This is a genomic window from Acetivibrio sp. MSJd-27, from assembly GCF_018918095.1.
In the GTDB taxonomy this organism is placed as follows: Bacteria; Bacillota; Clostridia; order UMGS1840; family HGM11507; genus HGM11507.
In genome coordinates, this window is record NZ_JAHLPV010000009.1 from 13,877 (window position 1) to 30,396 (window position 16,520).

Below are 16,520 nucleotides of genomic sequence, written 5' to 3' on the forward strand. Positions count from 1 at the left end.
AATTTTCAGTGGAAAACTGCCGTACTCCTGCTGAAATAATGAAGCGGACAAAACCTTTCTATAGTTATAGTTTACCACACAAATGAATTGGAGACAATCAAAATTTTTACAGTTCCCAGCCAAATACCTGTCCCATGCCGCTGTTTCAATGAAAAAGTGTACCGCCCGTAATTTCGGTGCAGTACACTTTTCTAAAATCTTTCCGGCAGTATTCCCCACTCTGTAAGCGGAGGATTGCCGCAGCAAAGTTGCAGATTTCGTCCTTAGAACTTCATGGTTTTTCTATGGAATCCACCTGTTTCACAGATGAAACCACCGCTGTTTTTGCCGTCTCTTCCCACTCCACCTGGTAACCCAGATTTTCCGATAAAAAGCGGAGAGGAATCAGGGTTTTGTCGTTTTCCAGCATAGCTGGCACATCCATCGTGGCTTCCTGTCCGTTCACCTCGGCCGACGGATTGCCAATCTGAAAAGAAATGTTCTTTTTGTTCAGCTCCACCGTGGCGGTCTGGGTATCGTCATCCCAGTTGACCTTTGCCCCCAGTCTCTCGAAGAAGAAACGCAGGGGAACCATTGTTCTGTCGCTGACGGTTTTGGCGGGAACCTCAAAGGAGAGATACTCCCCGTCCAATTTCACCAATACCCACTCTGTCTCTTCCGGCTTTGGAAACCGGAAAAGGCCATACTTGCAATCTGCCTGTATCTCGCCGCCCACACTGCTGACACGCGCAAGCTCATAAAAGTTCGGAGAAATGGTATAATCCGTCCAGTTGACGCCGTCGGATGAGACGGAAAGAATATTCTGTGTGGTCAAGTCGGTATAATAAGCTTTCCAGGACTTTCTGTAATAAAAAATATCCCCGTTGGTAAACAGTTCGTGGGGCGTCCCGCCCTCAAATTTAATTTTACATTCCGGTTCTCCCGGCCGTACACGATAAAAACCATCCGGCTTCCGGAACACAACGGTATCACCCGCCGTCACCGGAAAGGTGTCAACAGGTTTGTAGTCAATCAAATTGCCGGAACAGTAAGTCTTATCGGAGGTCAGATAGAGCGCTCCGTTTGTATAGCACATGTCATAGATATAGTCCGGAAATGTTTTTGTGCCAACGTGATGGAAGTTTTCGTCAAAGAAATAAACTCTGTTTTCCACTTCCTTGTGCGCCACGTTCAATCCCAGATCATCCCATCCGGAAAAACGGGCGGCATAGCCGTCGGGCAGTCTGACAATGCGAAACTCCCTGGTTCTGGAACCGAATATTTTTTCAGCGCTCTCCGGCAGAAAGACGGCTTGCCACTCTCCGCTTTCCGTTTCACGATACAACTGTCCGGCGTCCCATTTCATAAATTCAGCGCCATTATAAAAGACGTCTGCGTTTTGGTATAATTCCTGATATACTGGAAAATCCAAAGCCTTTTTTTCCGTGAGATAGGCGTGATCGTCCACTTTCAGGGCATTGACCATTCCGCCGTAGCAGTTAGTAGGCAGAATCACATCCAGAATATAGGTTTTCCTTCCGCCCGCGGGAACCGTTGCACTGAACATGCATTCTTCTATTTTCTGCGAGTTGATTCCCTTGCAGAGGGCAAAAGGATCCTCCGGTTTCAGCGTGTAGGGATTCAGCATCGTTCCATCCTCATCCCGCACAATGATGATATTGCTGGAAAGAGAGGTTTCCAGCAGGTAATTGAGCACTCTGGGCTTGGTATCCCTGTTCTCAATATTCACATAATAGCGGTTGGTAACGCCGAAATTGCCCAGATTGAATTCCCACTCATTGTCAGGAAGATTGTTGATGTCGAGGGTTTTCGAAGTAAAGGCATTCGGTACATGATCCTCCGCCTTTCCGGGAAATCCGGCCTGATACGCCTGGGTATTTTTATGATAGATGTCAAACCGCCAAATATTATCCCGCTGTTCCTCCGGCACATTCGCACCGTAATAGGCGAGCTTACTGTCATCCTGATAAGTAAACTCCAGCATGTCGGAACCGGCCGCCACATACTTACTGTACAGATAGCCGTCCCTGTTCGGGTTGATATTGGTCATCCAGTGAGGCATCACATTCCCGTCGTTGTAATACTGATTGAAAATCTTCACGGGAAGAGCCTCGCCGTTTACCGTATTTTCATCAATTATCACGTTCAAATCCGCCTCCACCATCGGCAGGGTTTCCGTCTCTATCCCCTTGATAGAGGTATCGTTAAAATATTTGCCCGGCGCCGCATTGGGGTTATGGTGGCTGCGGTCCCCCACCTGTCCGTAATTCTTCAGGGCTGTGAAATTCACATCCGCCTCCCCGCTGTCTATCGTAAAATTGACCAGCATATTGAATGTGGAGCGAGGCCGAATCGGCGTATAGTTGTAAATACAGCGGCTGACCCAATCCCTGTCCCCCTGCAGCTGAATCGTTTTGGGCAGGACGGTTTCCCCTTGATAGGGTACATACTGGGCATATTCATTCAAGGTGCGGATTTTGATGTTCATCAGATCCGACCAGGTGCCAATGCAATCCCAATATTCATAGCCATAAGGCAGATAATATCCCGCCGACTGAACCGTTATCCGGGCACCGTTTTTTGAAAAAAATTCGATATCCGGCTCCACATCGAAATCCGTCCAGTTGTAAAAGCAGAAAAACACCGAATAACTGCCCGGTTTTAGTCCCTCATTTTTCATCAGATAGGTCGCCTGAGGATTTTCATCGGTGGACAGATCACCGGCCTTGACAAACTCTGGGTTATTGCAGTAAAGAAACTGTCCGCCTCCAGCTTTCCGGAATTGAATCGGAATGGGTTCCTGCCCTTCTGCGACCGATGGAATCCAGCTGGCCGCCAGCATGGCGAGCATCAAAATCACAGAACAAATCTTTCGTGTCATAGAGCAAATCCTCCTGTTTCATGTAGTGTTTTGAAATCCGCCAATTTCTCTATATTATTGTAAATATTGTATCACAGTTCTCCTTGAAAAGCAAATTGTATGTATTTTACACTTGTCACTTTTCCATTTCCTCTTGAATATAGCTGTCCAGCAATTCAAAAATCCAATCATTTAAATGGGAAAAAGAAAAGCCGGCACTTTGTGCCTTTTCGGTATTCAGCCAGTATTCCGGCGTTCCATTATAAGGCGCTGGTTCCCCTTTTTCAGAAAGAATGGCCTTTCGGCCCGTTTTGTTTCCCACATAACGCACAATCTCTTGGAGTGAAATTTCTCCCACAGAACATGCATTGACAGCGCCAAAAATTTTCTTCTCCGCCAATCCCGCGAGAAACTCTGCCGCTTCCGCAGAAGAAATAAAGCACAGCTTAGCTGCCGGATTGTCAATTTGCATCGGAATTTGGCGAACCGTATGGGATACATAGAAACGCAGCCGTTCGGTGTAATCGTCCTTTCCCAGCACCACCGGAAAACGCACGGCACATTGTTTTGCCTGTGCATAATTCTGTGCCAGAGCGGCCTCTGCCATTCGCTTACCCTCCGCATAGGCACCGCTGTCCCTGTCACACCAAACGAAGGGATACGCCTCGGCTGAAAAATCTTCTTCCATGACTCCTGGATTCGGTGGATTGTAAACCGAAGCGGATGATGTCATGACATAGTAGTCTGTTCTTACCGTATCCAGCGCATATTTTACAGCATTGGAGCAGTATGCCAGATTGTCATACACGATATCAAAAATCTGGTTGGAGAACGCTTGTTTCATACTTTCCGAATCGTTGCGCTCCACCCGAATCCGCCTGAGCCGATGTCCGAATGAATCGGGGGTGCTTCCCCTTGTGGCGATGGTTACCTGATATCTCTTTTCCACGAGCTTCTCCGCCAAATTCTTGCCAAAAAAGCGGGTGCCGCCCAAAATTAATATTTTCATTTTAACCTGCCTTTCCCGTTTCGTTTGAGAGGCTCGTCCCCTGGCAATATGCAATCTTTATTATAAATTTAAAATCTCGCTGGAGATATCATTTTTATATAACAAATATAAAAGTTATGTATCATCCGGAGAGATTATTAAAATCTCTGATAGGGGCAAAGATATGGACACATATGGTGTGTACTCTCACGAGATTGCCGGAGAGGCGGAATATACTGCATCGGAAGCAGATAAAATATTTTAAAAAATTCTTTAAAAATGATTGTGCGGTATTTCGTGCAGTATTTCACAAAAAACAAACACCCTATAACGCTTATACTCCTAGACGTTGTAGGGTGTCTGAATGGTGGAGGCGAGGAGAGTCGAACTCCTGTCCGAAAAACCGTCCACACAACTTTCTCCGGGTGCAGCCTATGATCAAATTTCCCTTCCCTGCAAGCTCACAGGCAAGCTGGCAGGTTCAGTAGCTTCATTGTTCATGGTATGGGCAAAGCTTACCATACGCACGTTCACCACTAATTGACGCCCTGTCCTAAGCCGTGGTATTCAAAGGGAGGACGACCGCCTAAGTTAGGCAGCTACTAATTCGTTATTATTAGCGTTTAATTTTAAAGTTTGAGGTTTTATAGCGGCCCTCACCGCTACCCGCTTATCATGCTTCAGGACCCCCGTCGAAACCGGTACGCCCCCATATTATAGATTGAGATGAGAAACCTCCCAATGCTTAAAATAGGATAACATGCCCTATCCTTTTTGTAAAGTGCATATTTGTGGAAAAAACATCAAAGATTTCTTTCCTTCAAGGCGCGTTCCATATGGCGTCTTGCACTGCGCTCGGCCGCGTCATCCCGCTTGTCATAAAGCTTTTTACCGCGTGCCAAAGCAATCTTCAACTTTGCCCATCTGCCCTTAAAATAAATTTCCAGGGGAATAATGGTCAAGCCCTTTTCCTGCACCTTGCCGATGAGTTTGTTAATTTCTTTTTTGTTGAGAAGAAGTCTGCGCACCCGCAGAGGATCCTTATTGAAGATATTGCCCTTCTCATAAGGACTGATGTGCATGCCAACGATATAGGCCTGCCCGCTGTCGATGTCCACATAGGAATCCTTCAGGTTCACGCCGCCCAAACGAATGGATTTTACCTCAGTGCCGAAAAGCTCAAGCCCCGCCTCGAATTCCTCTTCAATGAAGAATTCATGCCAGGCTTTTTTGTTTTTTGCAATTGATTTTATCATATTCAGCACCTCTCTTTCTCATTCACACAGTGCTTTAAAGAAGATTCTTCATTGGAAGCTCGCCTTCCGCTCACGGCGTGGATTATTATAACACAACAATGTAGGCGGTATTCGTCGCCGGAATATTGCGTTTCAATAAAGACTCAGCCGTCGGAAGCTTGTCTTCCGCTTACGGCGTGTCTTTATTATAACCCAGGAATAAAAATTTCGCAACTGCTTTTTCAAACAGCTGCGAAACGCTATCTTTATCAAAGCTTAATCATAGATTAAAGATACTTGCCAATCATAGTGACAAAATTGGACTTTGGTACAGCGCCCACCGATTTGTCTACCACTTCACCGTTCTTGAAAAGAAGGACAGTGGGGATCGTCATCACTTTAAAACGCATAGCCAATTCAGACTGTTCATCGATATTTACTTTGCAAACCTTCACTTCTCCGTCATAGTCCTCCGCCAGCTCGTCAATCACCGGACCGAGCATTCTGCAGGGACCGCACCATTCCGCCCAAAAATCCACCAGGCATGGAATATCACTGTTTCCGATAACCTCATCAAAGGTCTCGTTTGTTAAAATGGTTGCTTTTTCACTTGCCATTTCTTTCACTCCTTTTCTTTAGTATACCCAACGTTTGTATTTACATAACCGGCGTATAATACTTATCCTGAAATTCTTTAAAATAAGTATCATAGCCTTCTACTTTATTATGCTTTAAATCATGTACATATTCATGGGGATCAAACTCCAGATCGGAAGAATTCAGCTGGTAAACCGAAACCGCCACGTTGGAGCAGTGATCTGCGATCCGTTCAATATTGCTGGTAACTTCGACAAAGATAATTCCGGAGTCCGCGCTGCATTTCTGTTTGGTCAGACGGTTGATGTGCTTGATTTTCAAAGTTTCGGTAAACAGATCGATCACATCCTCATAAGGCTGGATTTTCTTGATGGCATCCTTATCATTATCAATAAAGGCCTGCACCGTTAACTCCATGATCTCAAAGGTCGCCTCCAGCATATTGCGAAGCTCAATATATGCTTTGTCTGTGAAATCAACCCGGCGGTCAATCATCTCCTGGGCATACTCGGCCAGATTCTTCGCATGGTCGGACATCCGCTCGATATCTGTAAGAATATGAATGTACCCCGCGGCAATCTTTGCCTCCTTCTCCGTCAGATCCTTGTCCGTAATCTTCAGAAGATACCGGGAAACACTTCCCTCCAGATCATCCACCTTGGTCTCGTTTTCATAGACACCCTGAATTTCCTTATCCTTTTTGTTGAACAGGGTTTCCGCACCCTTTCTCACATTGGCAGTGGAAAGCCGAAACATATCTGTCATAACCGATTTACACTGGGAAAGCGCCACCGACGGAGAGTATAAAAACCGGTCGTCCAGACGATTGGTAAGCTCGGTCTCTTTTTGCACCTGCTTGTCCCTGCTGACGGTAAACTCCACCAGTCTTACAAGAACCTTGTTAAACGGCAGGAAGAGCAAGGTACACAGAACGTTGAAGAACAAATGGAAAACTGCGATATCCAGTCTTCCCATCGTACTGTTCCAGAAGGGAAAAACATGAGGTGCTAACGTGTGAATACTATATAATAAAATCAGGAAAACAATTGTCCCAATCACGTTGAAATACAGATGGACAAGAGCCGCTTTCTTCGCCTCTTTCGAAGAACCGACACTGGACAAAAGCGCCGTCACACAGGTGCCGATATTCTGCCCCAAAATGATGGGCGCCGCTCCGGCAAAGGTGACTGCCCCCGTAGCGCTCACCGCAAGCAAAATACCGATAGAAGCGGAGGAAGACTGAATCAAAGCGGTAACCGCCGCCCCAATCAGCACACCAAAAAACGGATTGGAGGAAAACATGGTAAACGCCTTTTGAAAATAGACGTCGTCAATAGAGCCCATCACAGCAGACATAATATCCATTCCGATAAACAGAATGCCCAGCCCAAAAATAATCTCACCAATATCCTTGCTTCGTTCACGTTTTGCGCCCATGATTAAAAGAATACCTACAATCACAAGAACATACATTAAAAAATCCGGCTTTAACAGACTCATCAAACCAGAACCGCTGATATCGCCGGCGCTTAAAATAAATGAAGTCGCCGTTGTACCAATATTTGCTCCCATAATAACGCCCACGGCCTGTTTTAAGGTCATGATCCCGGCGCTTACAAAACCAACCACCATAACCGTGGTAGCAGAGGAAGACTGGATGATAGCGGTGACAACGGCACCTACTAAAATCCCTTTTACTATATTTCCCGTGAGAGACTCAATAATCTGCTGCATCTTTGTCCCAGCAACCTTTTCAAGCCCCTCACCCATACCTTTCATACCATAAAGGAACAGACAGAGTCCCCCGAGAACACCGACTGCAATCGTCAGCCATTCAATCATATACCGCACCCCTTTCCGAAATATCATAACATAGAAAGTATCTTTTGCAAAGGCATTTCCAAGATTAATTTTTATCAAAATTTAACGAAAATAAAATACATAATTCGTCAAAGCCTACAATATAATATATCGTATCTTTTTACGAAATCATTTTTTCAATGAAATTTCCTTCGTGATAGAACAGCGTGAGAGTTCACTCCTAATCGATGAAAAAACATGGATTACTGTAATTTCCTATGCTATTAAAAATGAGGTGACCGCTATGCAAAAAACAGATTTATTTCCAGGAGGAAACACAACCCAAGGCTTTTTCAGTTATTATGATCAGATCCTTCCACAAAAAGATGCCAATATGATTTACTGTGTCAAAGGGGGCCCTGGTGCCGGAAAATCCACCTTTTTCAAAACGCTGGGCAAGGAGTTTCTTGAGATGGGCTGTGATGTGGAATTCCTCCACTGCTCCTCGGACAATCATTCTCTGGACGGCATTCTGATCAAGCAGTACCGCACCCTTTTAGTGGACGGCACCGCCCCGCACATTGTCGATCCCAAAAATCCCGGAGCCAGCGATATCATTCTCCATTTCGGAGATTTCTTCAACATGCCAAAACTGAAAGAACAGAAAGATACCATCCTTTCTCTGAATAAGGCGATCGGACAAAAATTCAGCCGTGCTTACCGCTATCTGAGGAGTGCGAAAGAAATTTACCTGGACATCAATAATATGTATCAGAATGCATTTCTTCATACCAACTTAAAGGCGATTTCCTCCAATCTGAACCGCGAAATATTTGCCGACAAAAAAGGAAAAGAGGAAAAAGAGCGTAAAATGTTTCTGTCGGCAGTCACACCCGGCGGACTTGTAAATTATCTGAAAGAGACCATTCAAACACCTATCGTCTATCAAATAAAAAGTCATGCCGGGGACTGTGCGCCAAAACTGCTGGAAAGTATCCGTAACGAAGCGCTCAAACGGGATTTCTCCATCGAAACCTTCTATTGTCCAATGGATCCGGATCAAAAGATCGATCATCTGATCATAAAAGAGCTGGGGGTTTCGATTGTCACCTCCAATCAATATCATCCCTATGAAGGGGGAAACGTCATCGATCTTGCCACCTGTTATGCCGAACCGGATAAAGCGGAAATCCGTTATAACATGGAATGGATGGATACTTTGATTCAAAAGTCTGTCTCTGTCATTCGCGAGGCAAAAGCATTGCATGATGAATTGGAACAGTGCTATGTGCCTAACATTGACTTTGAACAGATTAATCTATTAAAAGATACCGTCAAGGAAGAAATTCTCGCAAACAAATGAAAGTATGAAAAGCGTAAGCTTCTGAAAAGTTCATATTGATAAATGCCGTATTGTAAATTTTTATTGCGATACGGCTTTTTCTGTTTCACCATCTCGTTTTACAAAGACAGAAATCATTTGCACTATTTTTCAACTGTTTTGCATAATTTTCAAAAAAATATGCAGTTTCTCTAATTTTCATTCTGGATTTGTGGCGTTTTGGATATAGACATAAAAATGCTTTATGATACAATATAACTGTATAAAAATTAGATGTATCTCTGTTGGCACTTACTTTTATGTATATAAAATAGTTAGAAAAGGAGAGAAACATATGAAAAAAGGATTCAGCATCTTCCTAACCCTTTGCATTGTGATAACGGGATTGACCGGGTTCACCTTCTCGGTATCTGCTGCGCCCGAATTGATCGACGGCCACTATGTGATCACTTCGGCAGAAGAATTTGTGGAAATTGCCAGCTCTATCAACACAGATACCAGCAATTCTCCCTATCAAACAGTGGAATTGTGGATTACACAGAATATTGCCTTGCCCTCTGATTATAAACCTATTGGGGCAAGCACTTCAAATGCAGCATTTAAAGGGAAGCTTCTCGGAATGGACGAAACAGGCCAGCCAAAAGATATTATAATCACGGTCTCGATATCTTCAAATGAATCTTACGTTGGACTTTTCGGCAATTTAAACAATGCTACCATTAAAAATATTGTGGTTGAAGGCAGTATTACAGCCACCAAAACCGGCAATGCAAATACAACTGCCGGAGGGCTTGCAGGCTCAATGAGCAGCGGAACGCTTGAAAACTGCGTCAACCGCGCTTCCGTCACCGGGGTTAACAACGTGGGCGGGTTGGTTGGAAAAAGCTCAAAAGCAACCATTACAAACTGTATAAATACTGGTACAATTACCGGAAGCAACGGCAATATAGCCGGAATTTCTGGAAATTCAATGACGGACAGTATAATAAGCTGTACGAACAATGGTTTGGTGGTTGGAAAAGGCGGTAATAATGTCGCCGGAATTGCCGGAATTGCAACCGGGAATATAGAAAAATGTATCAACAATGCAGCGGTTTCCAGCACGGCTAATAATGTCGGCGGAATTTCCGGTTATCAGAACGGCGGTGCAGTTAAGCTCTCCCAGAATAATGCAGCAGTTACCGGTGCTGATAATGTGGGAGGCGTGAGCGGCGCGTTATATTATACGGTAGAGACCAGTTTCAACACCGGAACGGTTACAGCAGGAGATGCAAAATATGGAGGCGGTATTGCAGGCTGGAACCGTGGCACTATCCGAAACAGCTTTAATGCAGGTCCTGTCACCGCAGCAGGGACAGGGGCTTATCTGGGAGGCATTGCAGGAAAAAGTGCACATTCTTCAAATTCTTATAACATTGTTTATGAAAGCTGCTATAATGTAGGGGGCGTTGATACCTCAGTAACTGAAAGCTATAACTTTTATGCATTGTCTCAGGCAGGCGGATATACCGCAAGCTCCGTGCGGAAAAACAATTATTTCTGGAAAGACAGAGATACCGGAAAAACCGTCAACGACGGTGAACTCACTTTGCCGTCTGACTTTGAAATTCCTTCTGCCAAAACAAAGACAGAATTTGCCGACATCAGTGCTCTGGGCTTTGATACCACGGTTTGGGACGGGGCGATTGTCAATGAACTGTATCCCTTCCCCACAATCCAGGGAAACCCTTACCCTTATGACAGCATGATCGTTCCATTCGGTCAGGGCGCGGGAACGGCGTTCGATCCTTATCGAATCTATAATGACGAGGAATTTGATAAAATCCGCAGGGTGCCCTCCGCCTGTTATGAATTGCAGAATGATATCACGCTTTCCTCCTCTTATGTTCCCTTTGAATTTTCAGGGAGCCTAACCGGAAAAGACGGAAGCGCTCCTGCTGCGATCTCCATGGCGATTGAGCGCGGCGGTGAGGACTATGTTGGTCTGTTCAGCAAAATCACAGGCGATGTTATCATCCGTGACATCAAGCTTGCCGGTTCTGTCACCGGAAACGCAAAAGTCGGAGCTCTGGCAGGGTATGCCTACAGCATGACAGCGAAAGCGGCCTTACAGAATATTGTCAATGAAGCTTCTGTAACAGGTTCTGGAAATGAAATCGGAGGTTTCATCGGCAGACTGTATGATAAAAATGATTCCGCCGTCCTATGCTCCGGTTTGATCAATAAAGGTACTGTAACCGGAAGCGTCGGAGGCGTGGGCGGAATTACCGGTACCCTGCAAATTTCCCTTACAAATTCAGCGAATCTCGGAAAAGTGACAGCTGTCAGCGGCGCTGCCGGAGGGCTTGTATGTACAAATTACGGTGACATTACCAACTCTTATAACAGCGGCGACGTTTCTGCAGTGTGGGTTGCCGCCGGTATTACTGCATTGGGCAGATATCATTATAAGACCATAGAGAGCTGTTATAATACCGGAACCATTTCCGGAAGCAAAAATTCAGCCGGCATCGTGGGTCTCGCCACCGGAGCAAGTGCCGGTGGATCAACAGTAAACAACTGCTACAATATCGGAAAAATCAATTCCAGCTTTACCACAAATCCGATTTGCGGAGCGGAAGAGATTGGCACGGATGCATCGAAATTTCTCTTCTCCAACTGCTATTATCTGAGTGCAGAAGAAGCACATGATGACGGCAAAGACGGAACCACGCCCAAAAACCGGGAAAATCTTGCGGGGGTCAGCCTGGGCGATGCCTTTGCCATGAATGCGGCCGGCGGCGTGGAAGGCTATCAGTTCCCGCAAATCAATGGAAATCCGCAGCTGGTTTCTCAGAAAATTTTCAGTGTAATCTTCACAGCTGGCGGGAACGGCTCCGTTTCCCCTGCAGGCTTGAGCTATGTTAAGGGCGGCGAGACCTTTGCGGGAAACATCACGGCAGACGAGGGATATCAGATTGACAAAATTCTTTGGAATACCGTAGAGCAGATCAATCAGAACGAGATTTCCTACCCAATCACAGCGGATTCTGAAATCAGCGCTACCTTTTCGGAAATTCCTGCAATCGCTCCGGATCTGACTGCAAATGCAACGCCGGTATTTGTTTCTGAAGATAAAACGCAAAGCATTACCTTTGGAACCATCCAATACCAAGGTTACACGATTATCGAATACGGAATTGCCTATTCCGATACCAATACGGAAAACAAGGATGAATGGAAAAGGCTGGCGGCAAAAACCGTTCTCAGTGAGAATGGACAGTATGGGGTCAAATTGATGGGTGACCTCCTAAGCCAGAAAACAATTTATGCTTGCCCTTATGTTGTATATCAAGACAAAAACGGTATTTCTTATACAAACTATGGGATTGTGAATCCCGTCATACGGTAATAGAACCCCTTTTCTCTAAAAAACAGAACCAGGAAAAGCGCACGATATATACAAAATCCCTCTTGATGTAGTTGTTAGCCTACATCAGGGGGGATTTTTCTGTTCATTTTCCCTTAACCTGTACTTTTGTACAGTGACAGATGCATGGAAACAGAGTATATTGTCAGCTCTTATGTCGTTTACAAGGGAACGGATGAGGTTCTTCGCACAACCTATGGAAAGGTATATACTGTCACTCCCTAATACAATCTGTCATCAACATATCACTCATCCCCTTCCATGATCTGCAGGAAGGGGATTAATTTTTCCATGTTTTCAAGAGAGGTGCTGCTCAGAAAATGTTCAATCAACTCCACCTGCTTAAGCTCATTGTCAGAGTGATTCAAAAGGCAGAAAAAGCGGTTCAAGGTCTCATGCCGCCATAAAAGATACTGTCCTGTTTCCATTCCTTGTCTTGTCAAGGTGATGCTTCCATATTTTTCGAATTGAACCAATCCGGCTTCTTTTAGCTTGGCCACCATCTTGGAGGCGGATGAGGGCCTTACATTCAGCTGGGCTGCCAGCTGATTCATCCGCACCGGATTCCCGCTCTGGTTTGTTCTTGTTATCATCTCCAGATAATCTTCCATAGATTCCGTTAAGGAGTCTATTTTTTTCATCTGATAACCCTTTAATGTGCGAAACTCCTCATTTGCCATTCTTTTTCCTCCCTCCGGGAACAAATCTGTTTCCTCTGCATAAGTTAGGAGTGGGAAACAAATTTTCCTCTATTCATACTTATTTTGAGGAGTTAACAATTATGTATCAATCAACATTAAACAATATATCGGAGGGAGAAACAGCAAAGGTAAGCCAACTGCTGTCCACAGGTGCAATGCGCCGCAGAATGCTGGATATCGGCCTGATTGAAGGCACCGATATCGAATGCCTGAAAAGAAGTCCAGGCGGAGATCCTGTCGCCTATCTGATTCGGGGAGCTGTAATTGCCCTGCGCAGCGAGGATTCTTCTCAGATTTTAGTAGAGTGCTGCTGAAGAAAGAACAAAAAAAGCAAGGTGTTTTTCAAAAATACATAACGGGAAGAACACCTTGTTTTTCTGTATCATTTCAGCAGAATCAAACGGAAAGAAAGGTGATATCAAAATGGGCTTAACAGCTGAATCTACTGGAAGAGGCGCTATTGACAGCAACCTTCTCATCGACCGCGGCAGCAAAGTGATCGCCCTGGCAGGGAATCCCAATGTGGGGAAAAGCACGGTTTTCAACGAACTGACCGGATTAAATCAGCATACTGGAAACTGGCCCGGAAAAACCGTAACCAACGCTCAGGGAAAATACATACATAACGGAACGGAATACGTTTTGGTGGATCTGCCGGGAACCTATTCCTTAATGGCTCATTCCACGGAGGAAGAAGTTGCAAGAGACTTTATATGCTTTGGAAATCCTGACGCAGTTATCGTGGTGTGTGATGCCACCTGCCTGGAGCGAAATCTGAACCTGGTCCTCCAGACAATTGAGATCACAGACAAGGTTGTTGTCTGTGTAAATTTGCTGGATGAGGCAAAGAAAAAACACATTGCAATCGATCTGAAGCGCCTTTCCCGCAGCTTAGGAGTTCCGGTGATTGGAACGAGTGCGAGAACAGGAAAAGGGCTGAACCAGCTGATGGCGAAAACGGAATCCATTATGGAAGGCAGCGAAAAAAACGCACCTGTCTCTATCCGTTATCCTGTCCAGATAGAAACGGCGATACAAATGGTAGAACCAAGTGTATCCAAAGTGCTGAACGGTCGGTTAAACAGTCGTTGGATTGCTTTAAAACTGCTGGATCCGGATGAAAGTTTACTTCATTCTGTGGGTTTGTTTTTCGGGTTTAATCTGCTTGAAAATCCTGAAATTCAGACCGCGCTGCAACAAGCCGAAGAATATCTGAAGGGAGAAGGCATTCAGGGGGATCGGCTGAAAGATCGGATTGTAGCGGGAATCGTTCTGAAAGCGGAAGAAGTCTGCCTGGACAGCGTCTATTTTGAAAATGAAAACTATCATCACCGGGATCGGAAAATTGATAAAATCCTGACCGACAAGTGGACTGGAATCCCTATCATGATCTTATTATTGGCATTGGTCTTCTGGATCACCATTACGGGCGCCAATTACCCCTCCCAGCTGCTGTCTGACGGATTGTTCTGGTTCCAGGATCGCCTCACCGATTTTTTTCATTGGATGAACGCGCCCGAATGGCTGCACGGCGTTCTGGTACTTGGGATGTACCGTGTCCTGGCGTGGGTGGTTGCAGTCATGCTGCCTCCAATGGCTATCTTTTTCCCGCTCTTTACTTTGCTGGAGGATTTGGGATACCTGCCCCGTGTGGCTTTCAACCTGGATAAATACTTCAAAAAAGCCAAGGCTTGCGGAAAACAGGCACTCACCATGTGTATGGGGTTCGGATGTAACGCCGCAGGTATTGTAGGATGCCGCATTATTGATTCCCCCCGCGAACGTCTGATTGCGATTATTACCAACAATTTTGTTCCCTGCAACGGCAGATTCCCCACTCTGATTGCGATTATCAGTATGTTTTTTGCAGGCATGTTCGCCGGCCCTGCCCAGTCTATCGTCTCCACTCTGCTTTTAACAGGGGTTATCCTGCTGGGAATCTTTATGACATTTTTGGTCTCCCGGCTGCTGTCCGCAACTATTTTGAAGGGAATCCCGTCCTCCTTTACTCTGGAACTGCCTCCTTACCGCAGACCGCAGATCGGGAAGGTAATTGTACGCTCTATCTTTGACCGGACTCTGTTTGTGCTTGGAAGAGCAGTGGCCGTGGCGGCGCCGGCGGGAATTGTTATCTGGCTGATGGCGAATACCTTTGTGGGGGGGGCCTCTCTGCTGGCCCACTGTGCCGCCTTTTTGGATCCCTTCGGGAGGCTCCTGGGCATGGACGGCGTTATTCTCATTGCCTTTCTGCTTGGTTTTCCCGCCAATGAAATTGTGGTTCCTATTATCATTATGGCTTACATGGCGACCGGAAGCATTCTGGAAATCGATCATTTTATGCAGTTAAAGGAGCTTCTCGTCGCCAACGGTTGGACCTGGCTCACCGCTGTGTGCACCATGCTTTTCTCATTGATGCACTGGCCCTGCTCCACCACCTGCCTGACCATCCGCAAGGAGACACAAAGTACAAGATGGACGCTGATCTCCTTCCTTGTACCAACGATTACGGGTATCCTTGTCTGCGGCACAATAGCTTTTGCGGCACGTCTTTTTGGGATTGCCGCATAAAAGTGCAGCAATCCGGCTGGAGTTTTCACTCCTGAGGAAAAAAGAGGTATTTCATGCTGCCTAAGAATCCTGCTTTCGTTCCGTCATTCACGTTTTCAGCGGGGACATCTTAATTTCGTTATATTTCTGAAAATTCCGGTTATAATAATCCGGAGGAGATGATAACATATGGTACAGGAAGATACCATTAAAATTCTAAAAGAATGCAATTCCGGAGTCAAAATGGGAGTTAGCTCAATAGAAGAAATTCTTGACAATGTGCAAAATAGTCAATTGAAAAAAATCCTTTCCGATAATAAAACGGAACATCAGCGTCTTGGAAGCGAAATTCATCAGATTCTTAACAAATATGACGAATCTGGAAAAGAGCCCAATGTGATGGCAAAGGGAATGTCGTGGTTGAAAAGCAATGTAATGATGGCGGCAGACACAAGCGATCACACGGTTGCCGATTTGATAACCGATGGATGCAATATGGGTGTGAAATCCTTAAATCGATATCTAAACAAATATGCTGCAGCCGATGAGCAATCCAAGGATATCGCAAAAAAACTGATCGACTTGGAGCATCAGCTTACCATTGATATTCGTCCCTATCTTTAAATATATCAGGTTCACCTTCTAATTTTTCTTGCTCCATCGACGAGTAATGATCAAAACGATCCTATAAAACAACTCATATCTCTGATTAGCCAGGACAGAAAGGCGTTCTCCTCTTTCAAAGTGAACGCCTTTCTGTCTTTTTTATTAAGGCTATGTCATAATAAATGGTTGATTATGAAAAACAATGTCATCCTAGGTCTTCTTGAGAAAACACGAATGAATTAAAGTTCCAGCGAACAATCCTCCCGTCAGCCTTCGGCTGCCACCCTCCTTTACACAAGGAGGGCTTCTTGCGCGGCTCCCTTGTGCAAAGGGAGCTGTCACCGTATGGGAGGGGTTCCATCCCCTCCCGCCGGAGAGATTGTGAAAAGCAATGAAATCATCACTTATTTGAGGAGAAGCCCAACAAGTAAATTC

Annotated in this window: 11 protein-coding genes and 1 other RNA gene; 5 read left to right on the top strand and 7 right to left on the bottom strand. The window is 45.3% G+C overall.

Annotated features, from left to right (window positions below):
* Positions 1 to 271 precede the first annotated feature (271 nt).
* From KQI32_RS04910 to KQI32_RS04935, 6 genes are all read right to left on the bottom strand, one after another.
* Positions 272 to 2,881 carry a copper amine oxidase N-terminal domain-containing protein gene (locus tag KQI32_RS04910; protein WP_216424192.1) on the bottom strand — a complete coding sequence of 870 codons (2,610 nt, stop codon included), beginning with the start codon at positions 2,879 to 2,881 and terminating at the stop codon, positions 272 to 274.
* A 115-nt stretch (positions 2,882 to 2,996) separates the two neighbouring features.
* Complete coding sequence (locus KQI32_RS04915) at positions 2,997 to 3,869, bottom strand: NAD-dependent epimerase/dehydratase family protein (protein WP_216424193.1); 873 nt, start codon at positions 3,867 to 3,869, stop codon at positions 2,997 to 2,999.
* Positions 3,870 to 4,213: 344 nt separating this feature from the next.
* Positions 4,214 to 4,559: a transfer-messenger RNA gene (gene ssrA, locus KQI32_RS04920) on the bottom strand.
* A 92-nt stretch (positions 4,560 to 4,651) separates the two neighbouring features.
* The gene (gene smpB, locus KQI32_RS04925; RefSeq protein ID WP_216424194.1) at positions 4,652 to 5,104 is read right to left on the bottom strand and encodes an SsrA-binding protein SmpB; all 453 of its coding nucleotides are present in this window, start codon (positions 5,102 to 5,104) and stop codon (positions 4,652 to 4,654) included.
* Between the two features lie 266 nt (positions 5,105 to 5,370).
* The gene (gene trxA, locus KQI32_RS04930; protein ID WP_216424195.1) at positions 5,371 to 5,700 is read right to left on the bottom strand and encodes a thioredoxin; all 330 of its coding nucleotides are present in this window, start codon (positions 5,698 to 5,700) and stop codon (positions 5,371 to 5,373) included.
* Positions 5,701 to 5,740: 40 nt separating this feature from the next.
* On the bottom strand, positions 5,741 to 7,522 hold the full coding sequence (locus tag KQI32_RS04935; RefSeq protein ID WP_177691395.1) for a Na/Pi cotransporter family protein: 1,782 nt from the start codon (positions 7,520 to 7,522) through the stop codon (positions 5,741 to 5,743).
* A 262-nt stretch (positions 7,523 to 7,784) separates the two neighbouring features.
* On the opposite strand from KQI32_RS04935, the gene KQI32_RS04940 reads away from it, so the two are divergent.
* Together KQI32_RS04940 and KQI32_RS04945 are read left to right on the top strand one after the other, a co-directional pair.
* A complete protein-coding gene (locus tag KQI32_RS04940; protein ID WP_177691396.1) occupies positions 7,785 to 8,843 on the top strand; it encodes an ATPase in 1,059 nt (352 codons plus the stop codon).
* A gap of 313 nt (positions 8,844 to 9,156) precedes the next feature.
* Positions 9,157 to 12,213, top strand: a complete 3,057-nt coding sequence (locus tag KQI32_RS04945) for a GLUG motif-containing protein (protein WP_216424196.1) — start codon at positions 9,157 to 9,159, stop codon at positions 12,211 to 12,213.
* A gap of 263 nt (positions 12,214 to 12,476) precedes the next feature.
* Here KQI32_RS04945 and KQI32_RS04950 read toward each other — a convergent pair whose 3' ends face one another.
* Positions 12,477 to 12,911: a metal-dependent transcriptional regulator gene (locus KQI32_RS04950; RefSeq protein WP_216424197.1), complete on the bottom strand. Its 435-nt coding sequence runs from the start codon at positions 12,909 to 12,911 to the stop codon at positions 12,477 to 12,479.
* A 101-nt stretch (positions 12,912 to 13,012) separates the two neighbouring features.
* Here KQI32_RS04950 and KQI32_RS04955 point away from each other — a divergent pair, with 101 nt between their 5' ends.
* The 3 genes from KQI32_RS04955 (at position 13,013) to KQI32_RS04965 (ending at position 16,103) form a co-directional block, all read left to right on the top strand.
* Positions 13,013 to 13,246 (top strand): FeoA family protein, encoded by a 234-nt coding sequence (locus KQI32_RS04955; RefSeq protein ID WP_177690508.1) that lies wholly within the window; start codon positions 13,013 to 13,015, stop codon positions 13,244 to 13,246.
* Between the two features lie 109 nt (positions 13,247 to 13,355).
* Entirely contained in the window at positions 13,356 to 15,500 is a 2,145-nt protein-coding gene (gene feoB, locus KQI32_RS04960; protein WP_216424198.1) for a ferrous iron transport protein B, read from the top strand.
* Positions 15,501 to 15,668: 168 nt separating this feature from the next.
* Positions 15,669 to 16,103: a hypothetical protein gene (locus KQI32_RS04965; protein ID WP_216424199.1), complete on the top strand. Its 435-nt coding sequence runs from the start codon at positions 15,669 to 15,671 to the stop codon at positions 16,101 to 16,103.
* Positions 16,104 to 16,520: the final 417 nt, after the last annotated feature.